Origin of the sequence: Salipiger sp. PrR007, assembly GCF_010499845.1 — a bacterium.
In the GTDB taxonomy this organism is placed as follows: domain Bacteria; phylum Pseudomonadota; class Alphaproteobacteria; order Rhodobacterales; family Rhodobacteraceae; genus Salipiger; species Salipiger pacificus_A.
This window is the reverse complement of sequence record NZ_JAAGOZ010000013.1, coordinates 1-15,040: the sequence shown is the minus strand read 5'-3', so window position 1 is coordinate 15,040 and position 15,040 is coordinate 1. Positions and strand designations below refer to the sequence as shown.

At 63.8% G+C, this 15,040-nt stretch carries 24 protein-coding genes; 10 read left to right on the top strand and 14 right to left on the bottom strand.

Annotated elements, in window-relative coordinates:
• Position 1 precedes the first annotated feature (1 nt).
• Positions 2–886, top strand: coding sequence for a sulfotransferase (locus G0Q01_RS04665; RefSeq protein WP_164196754.1), 885 nt, complete (start codon positions 2–4; stop codon positions 884–886).
• 252 nt (positions 887–1,138) lie between these two features.
• Here G0Q01_RS04665 and G0Q01_RS04660 read toward each other — a convergent pair whose 3' ends face one another.
• From G0Q01_RS04660 to G0Q01_RS04610, 13 genes are all read right to left on the bottom strand, one after another.
• Positions 1,139–2,191, bottom strand: coding sequence for a tyrosine-type recombinase/integrase (locus G0Q01_RS04660; RefSeq protein WP_164213044.1), 1,053 nt, complete (start codon positions 2,189–2,191; stop codon positions 1,139–1,141).
• Positions 2,188–2,352, bottom strand: coding sequence for a hypothetical protein (locus G0Q01_RS04655; protein ID WP_164196752.1), 165 nt, complete (start codon positions 2,350–2,352; stop codon positions 2,188–2,190). Before G0Q01_RS04655 ends, G0Q01_RS04660 begins: the two co-directional genes overlap by 4 nt.
• Positions 2,353–2,370: 18 nt before the next feature.
• Complete coding sequence (locus G0Q01_RS27050) at positions 2,371–2,496, bottom strand: hypothetical protein (RefSeq protein WP_255455542.1); 126 nt, start codon at positions 2,494–2,496, stop codon at positions 2,371–2,373.
• Positions 2,493–2,765, bottom strand: coding sequence for a DUF4031 domain-containing protein (locus G0Q01_RS04650; protein WP_164213043.1), 273 nt, complete (start codon positions 2,763–2,765; stop codon positions 2,493–2,495). Before G0Q01_RS04650 ends, G0Q01_RS27050 begins: the two co-directional genes overlap by 4 nt.
• Positions 2,766–3,051: 286 nt before the next feature.
• On the bottom strand, positions 3,052–5,259 hold the full coding sequence (locus G0Q01_RS04645) for a DNA cytosine methyltransferase (RefSeq protein ID WP_164213042.1): 2,208 nt from the start codon (positions 5,257–5,259) through the stop codon (positions 3,052–3,054).
• Positions 5,259–5,540: a hypothetical protein gene (locus G0Q01_RS04640; RefSeq protein WP_164213041.1), complete on the bottom strand. Its 282-nt coding sequence runs from the start codon at positions 5,538–5,540 to the stop codon at positions 5,259–5,261. The genes G0Q01_RS04645 and G0Q01_RS04640 overlap by 1 nt, the downstream gene beginning before the upstream one ends.
• Positions 5,541–5,603: 63 nt before the next feature.
• A complete protein-coding gene (locus G0Q01_RS04635) occupies positions 5,604–6,593 on the bottom strand; it encodes a DUF2303 family protein (RefSeq protein ID WP_164213040.1) in 990 nt (329 codons plus the stop codon).
• Positions 6,594–6,620: 27 nt separating this feature from the next.
• Positions 6,621–7,040, bottom strand: a complete 420-nt coding sequence (locus G0Q01_RS04630) for a hypothetical protein (RefSeq protein WP_164213039.1) — start codon at positions 7,038–7,040, stop codon at positions 6,621–6,623.
• A 106-nt stretch (positions 7,041–7,146) separates the two neighbouring features.
• Positions 7,147–7,551 carry a hypothetical protein gene (locus tag G0Q01_RS04625; protein ID WP_164213038.1) on the bottom strand — a complete coding sequence of 135 codons (405 nt, stop codon included), beginning with the start codon at positions 7,549–7,551 and terminating at the stop codon, positions 7,147–7,149.
• Positions 7,551–7,682 (bottom strand): hypothetical protein, encoded by a 132-nt coding sequence (locus G0Q01_RS27045; RefSeq protein ID WP_255455540.1) that lies wholly within the window; start codon positions 7,680–7,682, stop codon positions 7,551–7,553. The genes G0Q01_RS04625 and G0Q01_RS27045 overlap by 1 nt, the downstream gene beginning before the upstream one ends.
• Positions 7,679–7,876, bottom strand: a complete 198-nt coding sequence (locus tag G0Q01_RS04620; protein ID WP_164213037.1) for a hypothetical protein — start codon at positions 7,874–7,876, stop codon at positions 7,679–7,681. Before G0Q01_RS04620 ends, G0Q01_RS27045 begins: the two co-directional genes overlap by 4 nt.
• 102 nt (positions 7,877–7,978) lie before the next feature.
• Positions 7,979–8,326: a hypothetical protein gene (locus tag G0Q01_RS04615; protein ID WP_164213036.1), complete on the bottom strand. Its 348-nt coding sequence runs from the start codon at positions 8,324–8,326 to the stop codon at positions 7,979–7,981.
• A 236-nt stretch (positions 8,327–8,562) separates the two neighbouring features.
• A complete protein-coding gene (locus G0Q01_RS04610) occupies positions 8,563–8,961 on the bottom strand; it encodes a helix-turn-helix domain-containing protein (RefSeq protein WP_164196280.1) in 399 nt (132 codons plus the stop codon).
• Between the two features lie 234 nt (positions 8,962–9,195).
• Between G0Q01_RS04610 and G0Q01_RS04605 the strand changes: the two genes are divergently transcribed.
• From G0Q01_RS04605 to G0Q01_RS04575, 7 genes are all read left to right on the top strand, one after another.
• Positions 9,196–9,516 (top strand): hypothetical protein, encoded by a 321-nt coding sequence (locus G0Q01_RS04605; RefSeq protein WP_164213035.1) that lies wholly within the window; start codon positions 9,196–9,198, stop codon positions 9,514–9,516.
• A gap of 170 nt (positions 9,517–9,686) precedes the next feature.
• Positions 9,687–9,887: a hypothetical protein gene (locus G0Q01_RS04600; RefSeq protein ID WP_164213034.1), complete on the top strand. Its 201-nt coding sequence runs from the start codon at positions 9,687–9,689 to the stop codon at positions 9,885–9,887.
• A 5-nt stretch (positions 9,888–9,892) separates the two neighbouring features.
• Positions 9,893–10,219, top strand: a complete 327-nt coding sequence (locus tag G0Q01_RS27275; protein WP_164213033.1) for a helix-turn-helix domain-containing protein — start codon at positions 9,893–9,895, stop codon at positions 10,217–10,219.
• Entirely contained in the window at positions 10,216–10,509 is a 294-nt protein-coding gene (locus tag G0Q01_RS04590) for a hypothetical protein (protein ID WP_164213032.1), read from the top strand. Before G0Q01_RS27275 ends, G0Q01_RS04590 begins: the two co-directional genes overlap by 4 nt.
• Positions 10,510–10,511: 2 nt before the next feature.
• Positions 10,512–11,129, top strand: a complete 618-nt coding sequence (locus G0Q01_RS04585) for a hypothetical protein (protein WP_235939635.1) — start codon at positions 10,512–10,514, stop codon at positions 11,127–11,129.
• A 262-nt stretch (positions 11,130–11,391) separates the two neighbouring features.
• The gene (locus G0Q01_RS04580) at positions 11,392–11,973 is read left to right on the top strand and encodes a hypothetical protein (protein ID WP_164213031.1); all 582 of its coding nucleotides are present in this window, start codon (positions 11,392–11,394) and stop codon (positions 11,971–11,973) included.
• Positions 11,970–12,635 (top strand): hypothetical protein, encoded by a 666-nt coding sequence (locus tag G0Q01_RS04575; protein WP_164213030.1) that lies wholly within the window; start codon positions 11,970–11,972, stop codon positions 12,633–12,635. Before G0Q01_RS04580 ends, G0Q01_RS04575 begins: the two co-directional genes overlap by 4 nt.
• On the opposite strand, the gene G0Q01_RS04570 is transcribed toward G0Q01_RS04575, so the two are convergent.
• The gene (locus G0Q01_RS04570) at positions 12,629–13,564 is read right to left on the bottom strand and encodes a hypothetical protein (RefSeq protein ID WP_164213029.1); all 936 of its coding nucleotides are present in this window, start codon (positions 13,562–13,564) and stop codon (positions 12,629–12,631) included. The genes G0Q01_RS04575 and G0Q01_RS04570 overlap by 7 nt on opposite strands.
• Before the next feature lie 488 nt (positions 13,565–14,052).
• Here G0Q01_RS04570 and G0Q01_RS04565 point away from each other — a divergent pair, with 488 nt between their 5' ends.
• Positions 14,053–14,670 (top strand): helix-turn-helix domain-containing protein, encoded by a 618-nt coding sequence (locus G0Q01_RS04565; protein ID WP_164213028.1) that lies wholly within the window; start codon positions 14,053–14,055, stop codon positions 14,668–14,670.
• Positions 14,670–15,040: phage terminase large subunit family protein (locus G0Q01_RS04560; RefSeq protein ID WP_203594903.1), on the top strand; the 371-nt coding region annotated here is incomplete at its 3' end. The genes G0Q01_RS04565 and G0Q01_RS04560, both read left to right, overlap by 1 nt.

The window sequence follows — 15,040 nt, the reverse complement described above, 5'->3', positions numbered from 1 at the left end:
GATGAGCGACACGGCCCCGATCTTCCTGCTCGGCCTGCAGCGCGGCGGCAGCGATCAACTGCACGACGCGCTGCGCGCCCATCGCGACACCGTCTGGCCCGAGGGCGCCATTCACGAGGTGCTCCGCCCGGCACCGGTGCCGCGCGCCGAGGCCCTGAAGGCTCTTGCGAGCTACTTTCCCACGCTGTTGCGCAGCGGTGACATCCTCAATCCGCGGTGCGCCCCCGGCCCGCTGCGCCCGCGCGACCGCGCCTGGATCGCCCGCGAGCTGGCCCGTGCGACCGACCGCAACCTGCCCGAGGTGCGCCGCTACAAGCGCGCGCTCGCTGCGCGAGGGCTGGGGCCGGGCCTGCCCTCGGGGCGGGGGCGGATGCTGGTCGAGGTGCTGAATTACAACATCGGCCTCGCAACGGAGCTTGACCGGCTCTACCCCGGGGCCCGCTTCGTCGGTCTGGTGCGCGATCCCTACGACACCTGCGAGACCATGATGGCCCGTGGCGGCGATCCGGCCGAGATCATGGCCCTCTACCGGTATTTCGGCGAGACCCTGCTGCGCCTCGAGCAGCGCGGCCTGCCGCTGAAGCTGGTGCGGCACGAGGATATCGTCAGCGACCTCGCCCGGACCGTGGACGAGGTCTTTGATCATTGCGGTTTCGAAACCCCTGCGACACGGGGCCTGTTGCCGAACGGGCGACGACGACGCGAGACAGGGCGGCGCCCCGCGGAGGAGGGCCTGGTCCGGGGAGGAATCTCGGCTCTCGTGCGGGAGGATGCCGGCAAGGCTGCATCGGCCCGCCTCGCGCCGGAGGTGGCGGGGATGATCCAGCAAAATTGCGCCGCGATCATCGAGCGTTTCGGCTACCTTGCCCCGACGGTTATGGGCTGAAGGGCAGGGAGACGGGCATCGGTCCCCGCCTCATCGGCGCCTTGGCGTCGCCCTGGTCGCGCAGCTCCGATATCTGCTTGACGCCACTCCGCCGGGAACTTAAGGAGTGCCACACCCCCGGCGAGTTGGCGGAGTGGTGACGCAGCGGATTGCAAATCCCGCATCAAGCCCCAGAAAATAATAGATTTTGTGTGCGGCGGCTGCCTAGGACAAACCCGAAACAAACCGGGAATGTGTGGCACTTAGATATCGTCAAATCCGGTCTCTTCTCTGCTGCGCTTCGCGTGCTCTGACGCGCTGGCGAACGTGTCGGGTGTAGTGCCTGACCATGGCCGCGCTCTGGCCTGTGACGGCCGCGATCAGGTCATCGCTGCAGCCTGCGAGGAGCAGCTCGACAGCCGCAGTATAGCGCAGCCCGTGCAGGTCGTAGGCTTCTGCACCCACCGCCTTCCGAGCGGCGCGCATGGCGTCTGATGCTCCGCGATACTCCCATTGCCCCGGGCGCTTAGTCTTCGACATATCCTTGGTCAGGATGAAGAGGCTTTTTCGCTCGATGGCGTCGAGTGCTGCCGCGAGGTGCGGCGTGATAGGAATTTCGAGCCTCGCGCCGGTCTTGCTCTGGCTGACCAAGATGGTGTCGCCCCTGATGTGCCCCCACTGCATACGCAGCACGTCGCCGATCCGCTGCCCGGTGCCGAGACAGAGTTCGAAGAGCGTGCGCTCGCGGGTCCCGTAAGAATATGCCTTACGGAACTCGGCAACCTTGGTGTCAGGCCATGGCTCTCGGTCCTGCTTTTCGTACTTCAGCGCCTTTATGCCCTTCGCCGGGTTTTCCTCGGCCTTGGTCAGCAGGCCCATGTCCTTAGCGTGCTCCATGACGATCGACAGCACGCGCAGCCTGTAGTTTGCAAAATGGGCGCTCTTCTTCTTGGCCCAAGCATCGCGCCAGGCGATGGCATGGTGGCGCTCGATTTGCCGCGGCGCGAGGTGGCCAAGCTTGTCCTCGAAGTAGGGCAGGTGCTTCTCATAGTCATCACGCGTCCGGCGTTTCAGGTCGCGGTATTTGGGAGCGGCGCGATACGCGCGGATGACCGCCGCAACATCCTTGCCGCTGGGCACCGGAGATGGCGCATTGAGTAGGCGCTCGCGCTCCTGGTGAAGCGCAAATGGGACCGGCTCATCTTCTGAAAACTGCGTCTCAAGTCGAATTTCCACGATCTTCCCGGCATATCGTTTGCGGAAGAGGAGGACGCCGTCGCGCTTGCGGCGATGGATGTAGCTCGGCAGCTCTTTTCCCTTGGTCATGGTTCGATGAGGTCCGCTGGGTTGGCGTCTTTCGTGGCGGCATCTTGATGCTGATCTTTCGATCTCGCAAAGGTCACGGTGACGCTGGGCACGTATCCGGGCGGCGTCATGGCAATGAGGTCCTGCACTTGCTTCTGTGTCAGGCTGAAACGGTGTCCCATGTCTCAGGTCTCCGGTGGTTAGCTGGACTTATAGAACTGCTGGATGCGCCGGCGGCGCGCTCTGGCGGCGGGGAGCCTCATCAGCATGTGGACCGGGCGGATCGCGGCGCAGATGATGACGAAGGCGGTGTAGAGGTCGGTCATGGTGGTGACCTCCGCGCCTGGCACTTCATCGCGAGCTCGCGCATGCTGACTTCGACCGCACCGGCTGCGACCGCCTTGGCGCGCAATCCCATGCCGATGTCGAAATGCTCGTCTGCGGTGCCTGCGTTCTGCAGCCACTTACGCTTCAGGCCGATCTGGTCCGCCATGGCGAGCAGCTCGTCGGTGCTGTCCGCGATCATGTGGCTCATCTTCATGTGCCGGAAGCGGCCCATCTCGGTGCGGTACATGTCGTCGACGTAGACGGTCATGCGGCCACTCCCACCACATCTAGAGAGCGGATTTTCCGGGGGTTGTTATCCACAGGAATCTCGACAATCGGAGGCTGAGCCCTCTCGACTGAGGCAAGAAAGTGACGCAGCGTGAACGAAGTCCGTGAGTGGACTGATACGCCCGAAGACCTCTTGGTGCAGATAGCCGGAATTTCCCCGGTTCTGAGAGGGAGGGCAAACTTTTGAAGACAGAACTTTTGTATTACCAGTTGCCCCGGTTTGGAAAATGTCCCCCCAATCCGGGGCATTTGGTGGGCGACGCCACTCATGCGGCAACCTCCCGAGCTTCGACCAGGTGCGCGCAGTTCGACCGCACCAGCGCTTCGGCCAGCGGCGGGCAGACACTGTTCCCGACACACGAAACCTGCACGTCTTTCGGGAAAGCCTCGAACTCCCACTCGCCGTCCCGCTGGTGCCAAACGCCCTCGATCACGTAGTCGGCTGGGAAGCCCTGCGCGTTGAAGAGCTCGCGCGGGGTGAGCATCCGCATGCCCACGTCGACGATGACGAACGGCGTGCCGCCGATCTCGACGGTGACGAACTCGCGGTCATCCCAGAGACCGTGCTGGCGCATCAGCTCGGCCACCTGACGGGCGCGGGGCGCGTGCGCCTCGTCGAAGGGCGGCGCGGCGAGTTCCGCCTGCATGGGCACGATCCGGTCCTTGGTGGTGATCGTGTGCATGGGCTCGGTGGCGGGCGCGCCGTCGCCGGTGCCGTAGTATTTCGCCAGCCATGCGGCGACCGGTGTCTGGTGGCTGCCCGAGCTGGTGACGGTCGAGATCGGCTCACCGGCCGGACGGCCCGGGTGGACTCCTCGCCCGTCGTTGTTCTGCTGGGCGAAGAAGGCCGCGACCGGGTACTGCTTCACGCCTCCCGCCACGACGGTGTTCAGCGGCGCGGTGATGTCGAGCGCGCGGGGTGCCTGGCCTTCCCGCTCGCCGTTTCCGACATGGACCATGGTCGCGGCGATCATGCTGTTCTGATCTTTCTTGCTGGCGCAGATGGTGTGGTGCGGATCCTCGATCGACCGGCAGCGCCCGCCCTGCTGCGCGTAGGTCAGCACCGGTGCCACGACGGCGCTGTGGTTGCCTTCCGCGCAGACGGTGGGGTGAGGCTGTGCCACGGGGCCCATGCGGCGCGTGGTGCCCTTCAGGCTGGCCAGAAGCGGCGCAAGGATGCCGAGCGGGGCAGCGCCGCCCGGGCGCTTGAGGTAGCTGTTGGCGGTCACCGTCGGGAGCGGGCTGTCGATCTCGCGGCCAGTCGCTCCGGTCATGAACTTGGCGATGGATGGGGCAATGAGGGTCAGCCCCGCGCCGCCGGCCGTCACGGTATGGGCGGGCTCGGTCACGCCTTGCCACGGCTTCTGGCTGTTGCGCATGGTTGCCATGACCGGCGCGACCAAGGCGTGCGAGATGCCGCCTGCGGTCACGACGCCATGCGGCTCGGTCAGCGGGTATTCCCGGCGCCCGCCGCTGTCGCCGTGGGCGATGCTCACCAGCGACGGGGTGACCAGCGCCTTCTCGCCGCGGTTCGCGCCGGTAACGGTGCGCATCGGATCGTCGAGATCCTCGGTCCGCGCCCCGTGGGTCAGATTGACCAGGAAGGGCCGCTCGGCGTCGAGCACGTAGCGGCGCAGCCCCTTGGCCACGCGGGCGAGGGTGTTGTTCGCCAGCGGGCGTACGGCGCGCAGCCCGTGCTTCTCCATGATCTCGGCCTTGCTGTCGAAGATGCTTGGGCAGGGCAGCGACCAGTCGATGCATTCCGCCGCGGTGCGCCACGGCTGCAGCTTGCCCGCCTTCACCTCGTCCGAGTCCGGCGCGCCATGCGTCGGCGCGGGCCAGACGATGCGCTGACCATCGAACCGGATGCAGACGAAGAGCCGCTTGCGGATCGTCGGGGCGCCGTAGTCGCAAGCGCGCAGCTCGCGGCGCTCGATCTTCCCGCCGAGCTTGCGGATCGCCTTGCACCATGCGGCGAAGGTCTCGCCCTTGCGGGCCGGGCAGGGCATCAGGCCGCGCTCGGTCTCGATCAGCGGGCCCCAGCCTGCGAACTCCTCGACGTTCTCCATGAGCACCACGTCGACGCGCCCGCCGCTCTTCTGGATGCGCTCAATCCAGCCGGGGATGATCCACGCGAGGTCGCGGATGTTGCGCGCCACGGGCTTGCCGCCCTTGGCCTTGCTGAAATGCTTGCAGTCTGGGCTGAACCACATCAGGCCGATGTGCTTGCCTGCGAGATGGTCGAGCGGATCGACGCGATAGACGTTCTCGGACAGGTGCAGCGTGTCCGGATGGTTTGCCGCGTGCAGCGCCAGCGCCGCCGGATTGTGGTTGATCGCGATGTCGGGCCCGCGGCCAAGCGCCATCTCGATGCCGGTGCTGGCCCCGCCGCCGCCGGCGAAGCTGTCGACGATCAGCGGCAGGCCGGTGTAGGCGCGGTCGGGCAGCTCGGGGAAGTCGAAGGTGTCGCGCATCAGAAGAACGCCTCGAGGAATGCCGCCATAACGCGGATCATCACGCCGAGCTGCTCGACCGCGGCGCAGATCACCCACATGCCGCCGGTCACGATGATGCCGAAGATCAGGATCGCTGCCCACCAGCCCGACGGCAACGGCGCTTCGGGTGTCCGCTGGTCTTTTTCGCTGTCCGGCTTAATCGGCGGCAGGCTCGCAGACTTGCGGTGTTCTCGCTCGCTCAGCTTGCTGGGAAGTGCAATCTGAGTTGGCGCGCAATGGTTGGTCAGGGAGTTTGTCATGTTCTGTCTCCTCAGGCGTCCATCTCAGCGCCCCGCTTGGGGGCGCTGGCAAAGGCGGCTGGATCAGATTTCAGGGGTGCCTTGGAACATCGGCAGGCCGGTCGCATCGCGCGCGGTGGCGACGGCCTCGTCGAAGGCTGCTTCAAAAGCCTTCTCTGGGTTGTAGATGGTGAGGATGAACTTCACCGAGGCGCCGGCCTTGCGATAGCGGAAGCGAACCGGAAGGCGGTAAGGTGCGCCGTTTAGGAACACCGGGATCGCGATGGTGATCAGGTTCGGAACGTTGAGCGGCTTGCCGTCCGCGCCCTTGTGCTCGTTGAGGAACTGGATCTCGGATTCGCCGGTATCGCGGTTTGTCTTCACTGTCAGGTCGCTGGTCTCGTGCACCTGGAAGCGGCGGGACATGGCGAGCAGCAGCGAGAGCTGGCCGAAGCGTCCTTCGATCTTCTGCGCGGTCTGGATCAGTCGGTTTTCCCAGGGCTCGTTCTTATCCGAGATAGTGCCACCGAGGACGGCCGGCGTCGGGTCCATGATGTCCTTGGCGTGGGCTTCGATGAACTCGCCCATCTCGTCCTTGTCGAGCGGTTGGCCAGAGATGCGCATCCAGTCCTTCCATTCCTCCGAAAGGGGGAAGCTGTAGATCGCCCGGTGGTGGCAGTGCCGTGCGGTGGGGTCGCCAGCAGGTGCGACGGGCTGGGCTGGGCCTGCGAGGTGATAGTCTGCGATGCAGGTGAGGGTCGGCTTCTGCATGTCTGGCTTCGCGAAGAGCACCGAGTTCTCGCCCTGGAACCGCTTCGCCCAAGCAACCAGGCTGTCGAGATCGTCGAGGCGGGCAGTTCCTGCGCGGCGCAGTGGCTTGAGGTAGCCAGCGGCCTCCCGTAGCTTGTCCGTGAGGTCGCTTACCTTCCGCCCGTCGGGCAGCGTGATCAACTGCGCCTTGCCGAGGTCGAGCTCTGCCGGCGTCTCGATCGGGTCGTGGTGTCCGATCTCCTGCATAATGTCCCGCATGGTCTCGGCGGGGTTCTGCATGGTCTGGGTGACAAGTTCTGTCATGGTCGTGTCCTTCGTGGGCAGTGGTGGTCAGATGTCCCGGACTTCGCCTGTCTCGGGGTCGTAGTTGGTGGCCTCGCGAACCGGCTGGTTCATGCGCGCCATCATCGGGCTGTAGAGCGTCAGCTCGCCCGCATCGTTGATGTACGCGGCGGCGCTGCTCGGCGGCTTCTTGGGGTCCTTGAAGGTCACGGTGGCGCCCATGCCGACATCGCCCGCGTTGCCCACGGCGTAGTTCAGCTGGATAGTCATGGTGCCATTGCAGCCTTTGGAGCCGTGCTGCGCGTTGTGCTCGAGCAGGTCCTGCATCAGCTTCTGGTGGCCGGTCATGACCTCGCCCAAGAATTCGCCGCCATCAAAGAGCATCAGGATTTGCTCAAGCGTCCGCATCTTGAACGGATCGTGCGGCTCGGTCGGATTGATCTGGGCGGGCGGCTTCTTGTTCGTCATCACGGCGGTTCTCCTAGCGAAATTGGTGCCCCCGCCGCGTTCTTGTGGGGGGAGCAAGAGGTCTTCGGAAAGGCGCGGCGGGGGATGCGGGCCTCATGCCCTGCATTCAGTGGGGCAGGCGCCCCGGTTTGGTGTCCTGCGGCGCGATCTCCTCGATCGCGACCAGGATGACGAAGGAAACGCCAAGGGCGCATGCCAGTCGGCGCGCTTCGTCACGTGCAGCCTCGATGCGGGGAAACCGGCGCTTCGGCTCAGTCTTCGCTTCGGGGTGTCGAGGCTTGCGGCAGACCATCCAGAACGGGTCCTCGATCGGGCTGAGGCGCCTGATCTCTTCCGCCGCGAGCATGTAGCCCCGGCTGGTGGTGTCGATCACGCGGCTGGCGCTCTCGCATATCGCCGCGCGGTCGTGCTGGTCTTCCGTACGCAGTTCTCTGGCGAGCTTGTCCAAAGCGTCCCGCGCGATCTTCGAGTTGGCGCGGAAGACATCATCGGGGTTCGGATGATCCCCCATCAGAGAATGGGAACCACGACCGCGAGAATGCCGACGCAGGCCGCGCCGAGCGCTAAGCCGAGGCCCCAGCACAAGCCTCTGCAAAAATCGTCGAGGTACCGCTCGCGGTGGCGGATGGCGTTGCTGATCACGTCTGCTCTCCTTCCAGAATGCCGCGCAGCGCGCGGGCCGAATGCGCTTCTTTGGGATCGTCTGTGCGATCCACGATCACCGCGCAGGCGCGGGTGATCTCGGCGATCCCATGGCAGGCGACATCCGCGACGACAGCGCGGGCCTGTGAGAGACAGAGGGCGTGGTGTCCGTGAGTGGTGGCTTCTGCTCTCACTGCCTCTCCGCGCTCAGGCGATGGGAGGGAGGATGAACGTGCCTGCATCGGGATGCCGCCTGCCATGGGGTCGCGGGGGTGGTGTCGTGCGATGGACGCGGCTCACGCCGCGTCGCCGCCCGGATGGTGGGGGAGAAAACGGGTCAGGAAGCCTGCGCGCCGCGCATCGTGCTTGGGGCGGGCTTCCTCGACTGCCTTGCTGATCGCAGGGCGCGCCCGCTCGAGGCCGGCTGCGACCTCGCCGAGCGTGGCCTCGCCAGTGAGAGCCGTCGGGTAGTGCGAGGGCATCGCTTCCAGGCGCTGCAGGCGCTCGCCGCCAATCGGCGCGCCGCGGAGTTCCTTGGCGGTCAGCCAGAGCTGGTGCGCGGCGGAAGGCAGGGTCTGGGGGAGTTCTGGGTTCGTAAGGCCAGCGGCGATGGCGCTGAACTGTTGGTGAGGTTGGTCCGACATAATAGCGTCTCCATGGGTTGATGGAGATCAGATAACATGACCAATATGGTCACTGTCAATCTAAAAAATGACCACAACGGTCACTATCATCCGAATCGCTTGCGCCACAGGTTGTGTAGTCGCTTAATTGTTCACGTAATGTTCCGGGGGAGCTTGTTCGTGTATTGGGATGGCAATCCAAGGTTGCTCAGGGCGGCGCTGGCCGCCATCGAGGCTGATGCGTCGGTGGATGAGTGTTATTTCTCGCCGAGGTCTCGCATCTTCGTCGCCAGGTCGAGTGGGAGCTTGTCCCATCTTCCAAGTATCAGGAAATCCAAGGTGACGCCGAACTGCGCGACTAGAAGGGCAGCCGTGGTCTCGTTTATGGCTCGCCGCCCATTCTCGAACCGAGACCAATAAGTGCGTTCGATTCCCAGCAGGTCTGCCATCTCGGCAGGAGAAAGCTCTTGAGACTCCCGAAGTAGGCGGAGGCGGTGCCCGATGCTTTCGGGTCGCATGGCTTCAGCGAGTTCGCGAGGGAGGGGGGTTTTGGGCTGAGTTTTCATCCGGTCACGATCCTCGCTGACCAAATCGGTCTCAATAACCAAGATTGGCGCTGGACAGATGACCGAATTGGTCATAACCATCTTGGTCATGATCCAACGAACCGTCTCTGAAATTCTGGAAGAATGGCCTGACCGGCGCGCGGTCCTGGACGATGCACGCGTTGCTGACTCTGATCTCGCGCTGATTGCGGTTCACCGTTGGGTGAAGCGGCAGAGCATCCCCTCAAAGTACTGGCATGCGCTAATCTTGGGCGCTGCATCCCGGGGAATACCGGTATCCGCCGACGAACTGGCCTTGGCGCATGCGCCGAAAGGGAATGCAGCATGAAATTACACCTCGTTGTTTCGAATGAGTCTCCAGCCCAACCTGCCGTGCGGACCCCGCGTCAGTCCCGGCCCAAGATTCTGGACCGGTTCGCCGTCCGGGTGACTGCGCCCGAGGTCTGGTGCCGGTTCTTGCACGCCGAATTCCGGAACCCGGAAGAGGTCGCTGCGCACTTCGAGGTGCGGTTCTCGACCGCCTGCAACTGGTGGAACGCCACCAATCGCCCCTCTGCTGACAAGGTCCTGATCGCCATGGTCGAGCACGGCGCAGCTCTGTCGGCGGCGCTTGAGGCGGAAATGGGTGAGCGGAGGGCGGCATGACGCCGCCCGGCATCGCGAATGTGGGCGCGAGTCCGCACAGCAATTCAGTCGCTCGGGGGATGCCGTTCTCCGTGTGTGGCGCGAAGCGGGGCCGCGTGCGGCTGAATGCCCCGCGTTTCCCTGTTGGAACTGCCGGGGCTTCGGCCCCGGCCTTCTTCTGAGGAACGCCCATGGCTTATCGCATCCCGACACGATCCGACGATGAGGCTCTCCTCGCCCTCGTTGAAAGCCGGGCCGGCGGCACGTCCAGTGGCGAAATCGCGAAGTCCAGCGGTCTCGCGAGCCACCAGGTTCGGGTCCGCACCAACCGTGTCAAAGAGGCGGATGAAGCGGCTGAGGGGGGGGCGGACCTGTCCGCTGCCTATTGGTGAGAGGGATGCGCAATGTAGAAACCACGTCGATCGACATGCGGAAGGCCCGCCAGCTGCGGCGCTCGGGATTGTCGCTCGAGCATGTCGCGGATCGGGTCGGATGCAGTCGGGGGCGCCTATCGCGTGCGCTCAAGCGTGATGGCGATCCTCTTCCCAACGGTGCTCGGCCCCGTCTTCGCAAGGGCGGCGATGCCCGCGCGGTGAAGATGCGGCAGGCCGGCGCAAAGCTAGATGACATCGCGACCGCCTTGGGCGTCGGGCGAACCACCGTCTGGCGCATGCTCCATCGGGCCGGAATGACCGGCGGCGCAGCGCGGAGGGCGGGACAATGACCGGCTCCGCTCGCGCATCCTTCGTGATCGCCGCGACGGCGCTTGCCCTGCACAAGGGCGGCATGACGCTTTGCGGCAGCACCATCATGGCGCTGAGCGATGCGCTCGACGCCTTTCCGAATGTCGCGCCTGGCGATGATGTCGCCCTTGCGCACGCCCGTGCCCGCGAGGTGATCGCGGCGCGCTTGCACAGCAACGAGACCGCGTTCGGCGCGGCGAAATACGCGCTCGAGGTAGAGATGGCGGCCCTGTGGGCGCTGCGTGCCAGAGCCTACTCCAAGGGGACTTAATGATGGCGACGCAACGCGCCTTCCGACCTGTCGGAACAGATGACTTGCCCGAGTACCCGATCTCGGCAGAAGACCGCCTCGACTCCCACTTCTTTATCCAATGGAACTTGAAGCGCTGGCGGAAGAGCAACTTCAAGCGGTTGGCCGAGCCCGAGGTCGGTTGGTTCGGCTTTCTTTTGATCTGCGAGGCACACGACGAGACTCCGGTGGGCACCCTGCCTACAGATGAGCGCCTCCTCGCGGATACCGTCGGCGTCACGCTTGATCGTTGGCGGCAGCTCTGTGAGCGGGAGATCAATCCGCTGCACAACTGGCACCTTGTCCGATGCGACAACGGCGAAGTCCGCTACGCGCATCCGATCGTGCAGGAAGTCGCCCTCGAGGCGCTCAAGTCCCGAAAGAAGAACCAAGTCGAGGCAGACCAGCGGCGCCTCGCAAAGCGCCTCAAGGACCTCACCGAAATGATCGAGACGAGGATCAAGGCGCCGCAGCTGCTGCAAGTGCCTGGCTTCGTCGGCCGATTCAATGAATGGCTCGAGGAAAACTATCCCGACGCGCAGCGGCGCGAGCCTCTCGTTCGCAAGGCTCTGGATGAATTTCAGGTGGAGATGAGCGGGTGAACGGAACGGTTCTGTTCCGTGATATTCTGTCACCGTCACAGAATATTCCGGAAAAATCACAGAACGGAACGGAAATTACACGGAATGTTCCGTGTTTCTCCGTGATCTGACCCGTGTTTCCCCCTTTTTTGTCTCGTTTCCGTACCCGCTGAAAGGAGAGGAAAAGAGATTGAAAAGAAAAGGAAAAGAGAAAGCGGAACCGCGACAAACCAGCGGTGACACCTGTGGATAACTCAGGATTTGCTGAGAGAAGGGGCTGGAAATGACCACCGAGCAGACCACCAGCGAGACGAAGCGGGGCAGGGTAAGGCGCCTGTTGATCGACCCATTGACCGAGCATGGCTTTCGCAAGCCCGGGAACGTGAAGCTCGATGCGCACGACGCTTTCCTGGTGAAGCTGGCCGATGCGCTGACCTACATGTCGGATGAGCAGCTCGCGACGCTCCGCGACATGCTGCGGTACCGCGGTGAAGGCAAGGCGCGGAACGCTTGGCCGTCGATGGCGACGATTGCCGCAGTTGCCGAGAAAGTCGCGCCGCGCCCGCTCGAAGAGCATCCGACGATACTAAGCTGGTTCGGCTCGGCGCGTGGGCCGCAGGCGCTCGCCGAGGGCGTGCTCGTTGCCGAGTTCGCCTTTCTCGAGAAACGCAAGCGCCCGCCACTGAACGATGGCGACCGGCGGATCATCCGCGAGCGGGCGGACGAATGGTCGCGGCAGCGCGAGCTGATGGTGGATCGTGGTCGGCGCGGCATGTCGCGGGACGGCGATGCTCAGTGGCTGCGCTGGTACGACGGTTTGGAGCGGCGCGCGATGGCGCTGCTTCCGGAGGGAGCGGTACGATGATGGCTTCTCTGATGGCCGGCGCGGTTCGTCCCGGGCGCTCGGTGAAACGCTCGGTCAGCATCTGGGAGCTTCTGGTCTGGGCCTTCCAGAGAGAGAAGATCAGCATCGAATTTGACGAACTCTCCCGGCTGGCCGGCGAGCGGCCCGGTGTCGGCATGGAATACATCCTCATGCAGCGGCACAATCTCGGCTGCTCGGTCGATGGCGGCGGGCGGTCCGAGCCGCACCCGGACGCGGACCTGATCTCCTCGGCGCTCGCCGCGCTGCCGGAAGCGGTGGGTGGCCGGCGCATGGCTGTCTGGATCGCTAGCCTTGCCCAGTCCGGGCGGTGGCCTGAGGTGGATTGCCAGCCTGAGGCCAAGTGCGAGCCAGCGACGGTTCGTCGGTGCAAGCATGGCGTGTACGCCGAGCGCAGCTTTTGGTCGGGGGATGGAATCATGCATCGATGGCCGCAATCTCAGCTCGGCAAGAATGATGGCTATGTTTGCTTGGTGCGCTACACTGGCACAGCTCGTGATGTCGCTTCGCAGCGGAGGCAATGGTTGCAGTGGTGGAGTGCGCTTCTGGAGCTCAGAACGACGTTCCAGATCAGGGGTCTATCAGCCTTCGAAGTGACCGACTCGATGCCGCCGATGGCCCCCTGGAATAGCGGTGGTCAATGATCCACTCGCTTATTCTTGCACTTGAGTTGGTATGTCTCCATTTCGAAGGGGAAGGCGCTCATCTTCTGCGGTCGTTCAGTCGTGATTGTGAGGTCCGCGCCGTCCTGTTCGACGACCGTTCTATCGCCTCTGAAATCCCGAAGCCAGTTCAAGCCAAACACGAACTGGCTCAGGTAAATATCGTTGAAGAACGTGCAATATCTGACTTCACCGAATATTGCGAGCCCGTGGCTGTTAGCAACTCCCAAGGTGGGACGCGCACTCTCCAGTTGGCGCACCGTGATTCCCTTCGCCAGAAGTCTGATACTGACGGTACTTCCAGCTGTAGAGCCATCTACATAGCTCCATTTCTTGCTGAAATCTCCGAGCAAATCGTTAGATGGCCATTCTTGAGGGAGGCCCGCATCTCCAGCGCCTCCGAGCGAAAACAACATCGGGTGGGTCCGAAATTGGAACCATTTCACAGGTGTTTGACCGATATTCTGAAATCGAATGTGGACTTGCGGCGCGTCTCGCGCAGGGGAGCCCCACCTAAATTCTGCCTTGCTTGCGGTCACGTAGGCCTGCGCCTGCGCCTCGCCGATCTCTCTGGTGTCGCTCGCCATTCTCCGGGTTTCGCGCAGCGTGAAGTAGACCAACACGACGGACAAGAAGCCGACGACGATGCCTGCTATCCCGGTGTATCCCATTATACGTGTGAACAGGGCCACCTCTTTCTGGGATTGAAGGTTGCGCTCGGCGCGCTTTGCGTCATCGCCGGCTTCTATTTCATCCTCCAAACAGCGACGGAGGAGCGTCGGAGAAAGGTCGGTCCCGCAGTGGAGTTCTATCCGGTCTGTGGTCTGTTCGCGGGAGGCTTTGGCGCCTTCTTCATTGCGTACTCGCTGCTCGGTTAGCCTTGAAGACAGGTCCCAGATCAGGACAGCCATAGCTAGCGCTATGATCAATACGAGTAGCGCTATGGCGAAATGGCCTTGTTGCAACTTCTTAAGCATGTTGACGGGAGCAACTCGTGAATAGTGATTCCAACGGGTTGGAGCGTTTCAGGAACTCGAACCGCTGTCACGTAGCCTGGTGGCTCGCAGAAAGTATCTTGACTTCAAAGTCACTCTGTTGACATCTTGCCTGCGAACCGAAGTGCGCCCGGAGCGGAGACCCCGCTGCCGGGCGCTTCCCGTTTGGGATACCTCAACGCGCCCGCCGACTGGCGCGAGGCACACAGACCAGCTGCAGCGGCGGGGCGGCTGGCCTTAAAATTCCAATACAAGCCGTAAGGCTCAAATCCATGGGTCCCTCCTGGAAACCGCCCGTATACGGGGCGGCTAAGGGCATGGGTTTTGCCTCTCTAAACAACTGAAAAAGCCTAAACTCCTAACTAAACCAAGGGGATGAAGCTAAACGACTTGGGAGGTCGCAGATGAATACGACCGAACTTGCGAAAGAACTTGGCCTCTCGAAGGGGCGCATCAGCCAGTACGTGTCCGAGGGCAAGCTCGACGGGTGCTTCACCGGCGCCGGGCGGGCGCGGCGGTTCAACGTCGACAGGGTCCGCGCGGTCCTCGAGCAGAGGCTGGACCCCGGCCAGATGCTCGGTAACGGCGCCGAGACGAAGCGCCGGCTGCGAGAGGGCGAAGCTGCACCGGGTGCGCCCGAAGCGAGCGCGCCGCCCTCGAGGCCGGACGGGCAACTGCCCAAGAATGATCCGGACCGCTACGAACTCGCACGGATCCAGAAGGTCGAGGAAGAGGCGCGGCGTCTGCGCCGGCAGAACATGCTCGAAGAGGGAAGCGTGGTTCTGGCGGAGAAGGCCGCACGCGAAGCGACGCGTGCACTATCGCGCGAGCTGGCACAGGTCGAAGACTTCCTGCGCCGCGCTGCTCGAGCGATCGCCGACGAGCTCGGCGTCGATTTCAAGGAAGCGCGGAAACTGGTGATCGATCTCTGGCGCGAGCACCGGGGCGCGCGGGCCGATGCCATGGCTGAAGAGGCCACAGCTGCCACGATGGATGCCGAAGAGGACGAGGTCGATTTCTGATGGGATTTCTTGCGTCGGCGCGACATGTGGTCTGCTCGGCCATGGCCGCGGCAATGGCGCCGCCTCCGCCACCTGACATCACCCGGTGGTGCACCGAGAACATCGAGTTTGACGAGCGCTCGCCGATCTCCGGTCCGTTCGATATCGCGCGCTTCGAGTTCCTGCGCGAGATTCACCAGGTGCTCTCGCCGGAGCATCCGAGCCGAGAAGTGACCATCCGGGGCTCGGCGCAGTGGGGAAAGACGGTGTCGATCATTCAGCCGACGCTGGGCGCCTGGCACGAGTACACGCCGCTCGACTCGCTGATCGTGCACCCGACCGGCAGCGCGGCGAGCGAGTGGGTCAACAACAAATGGATGCCGATGCGCCG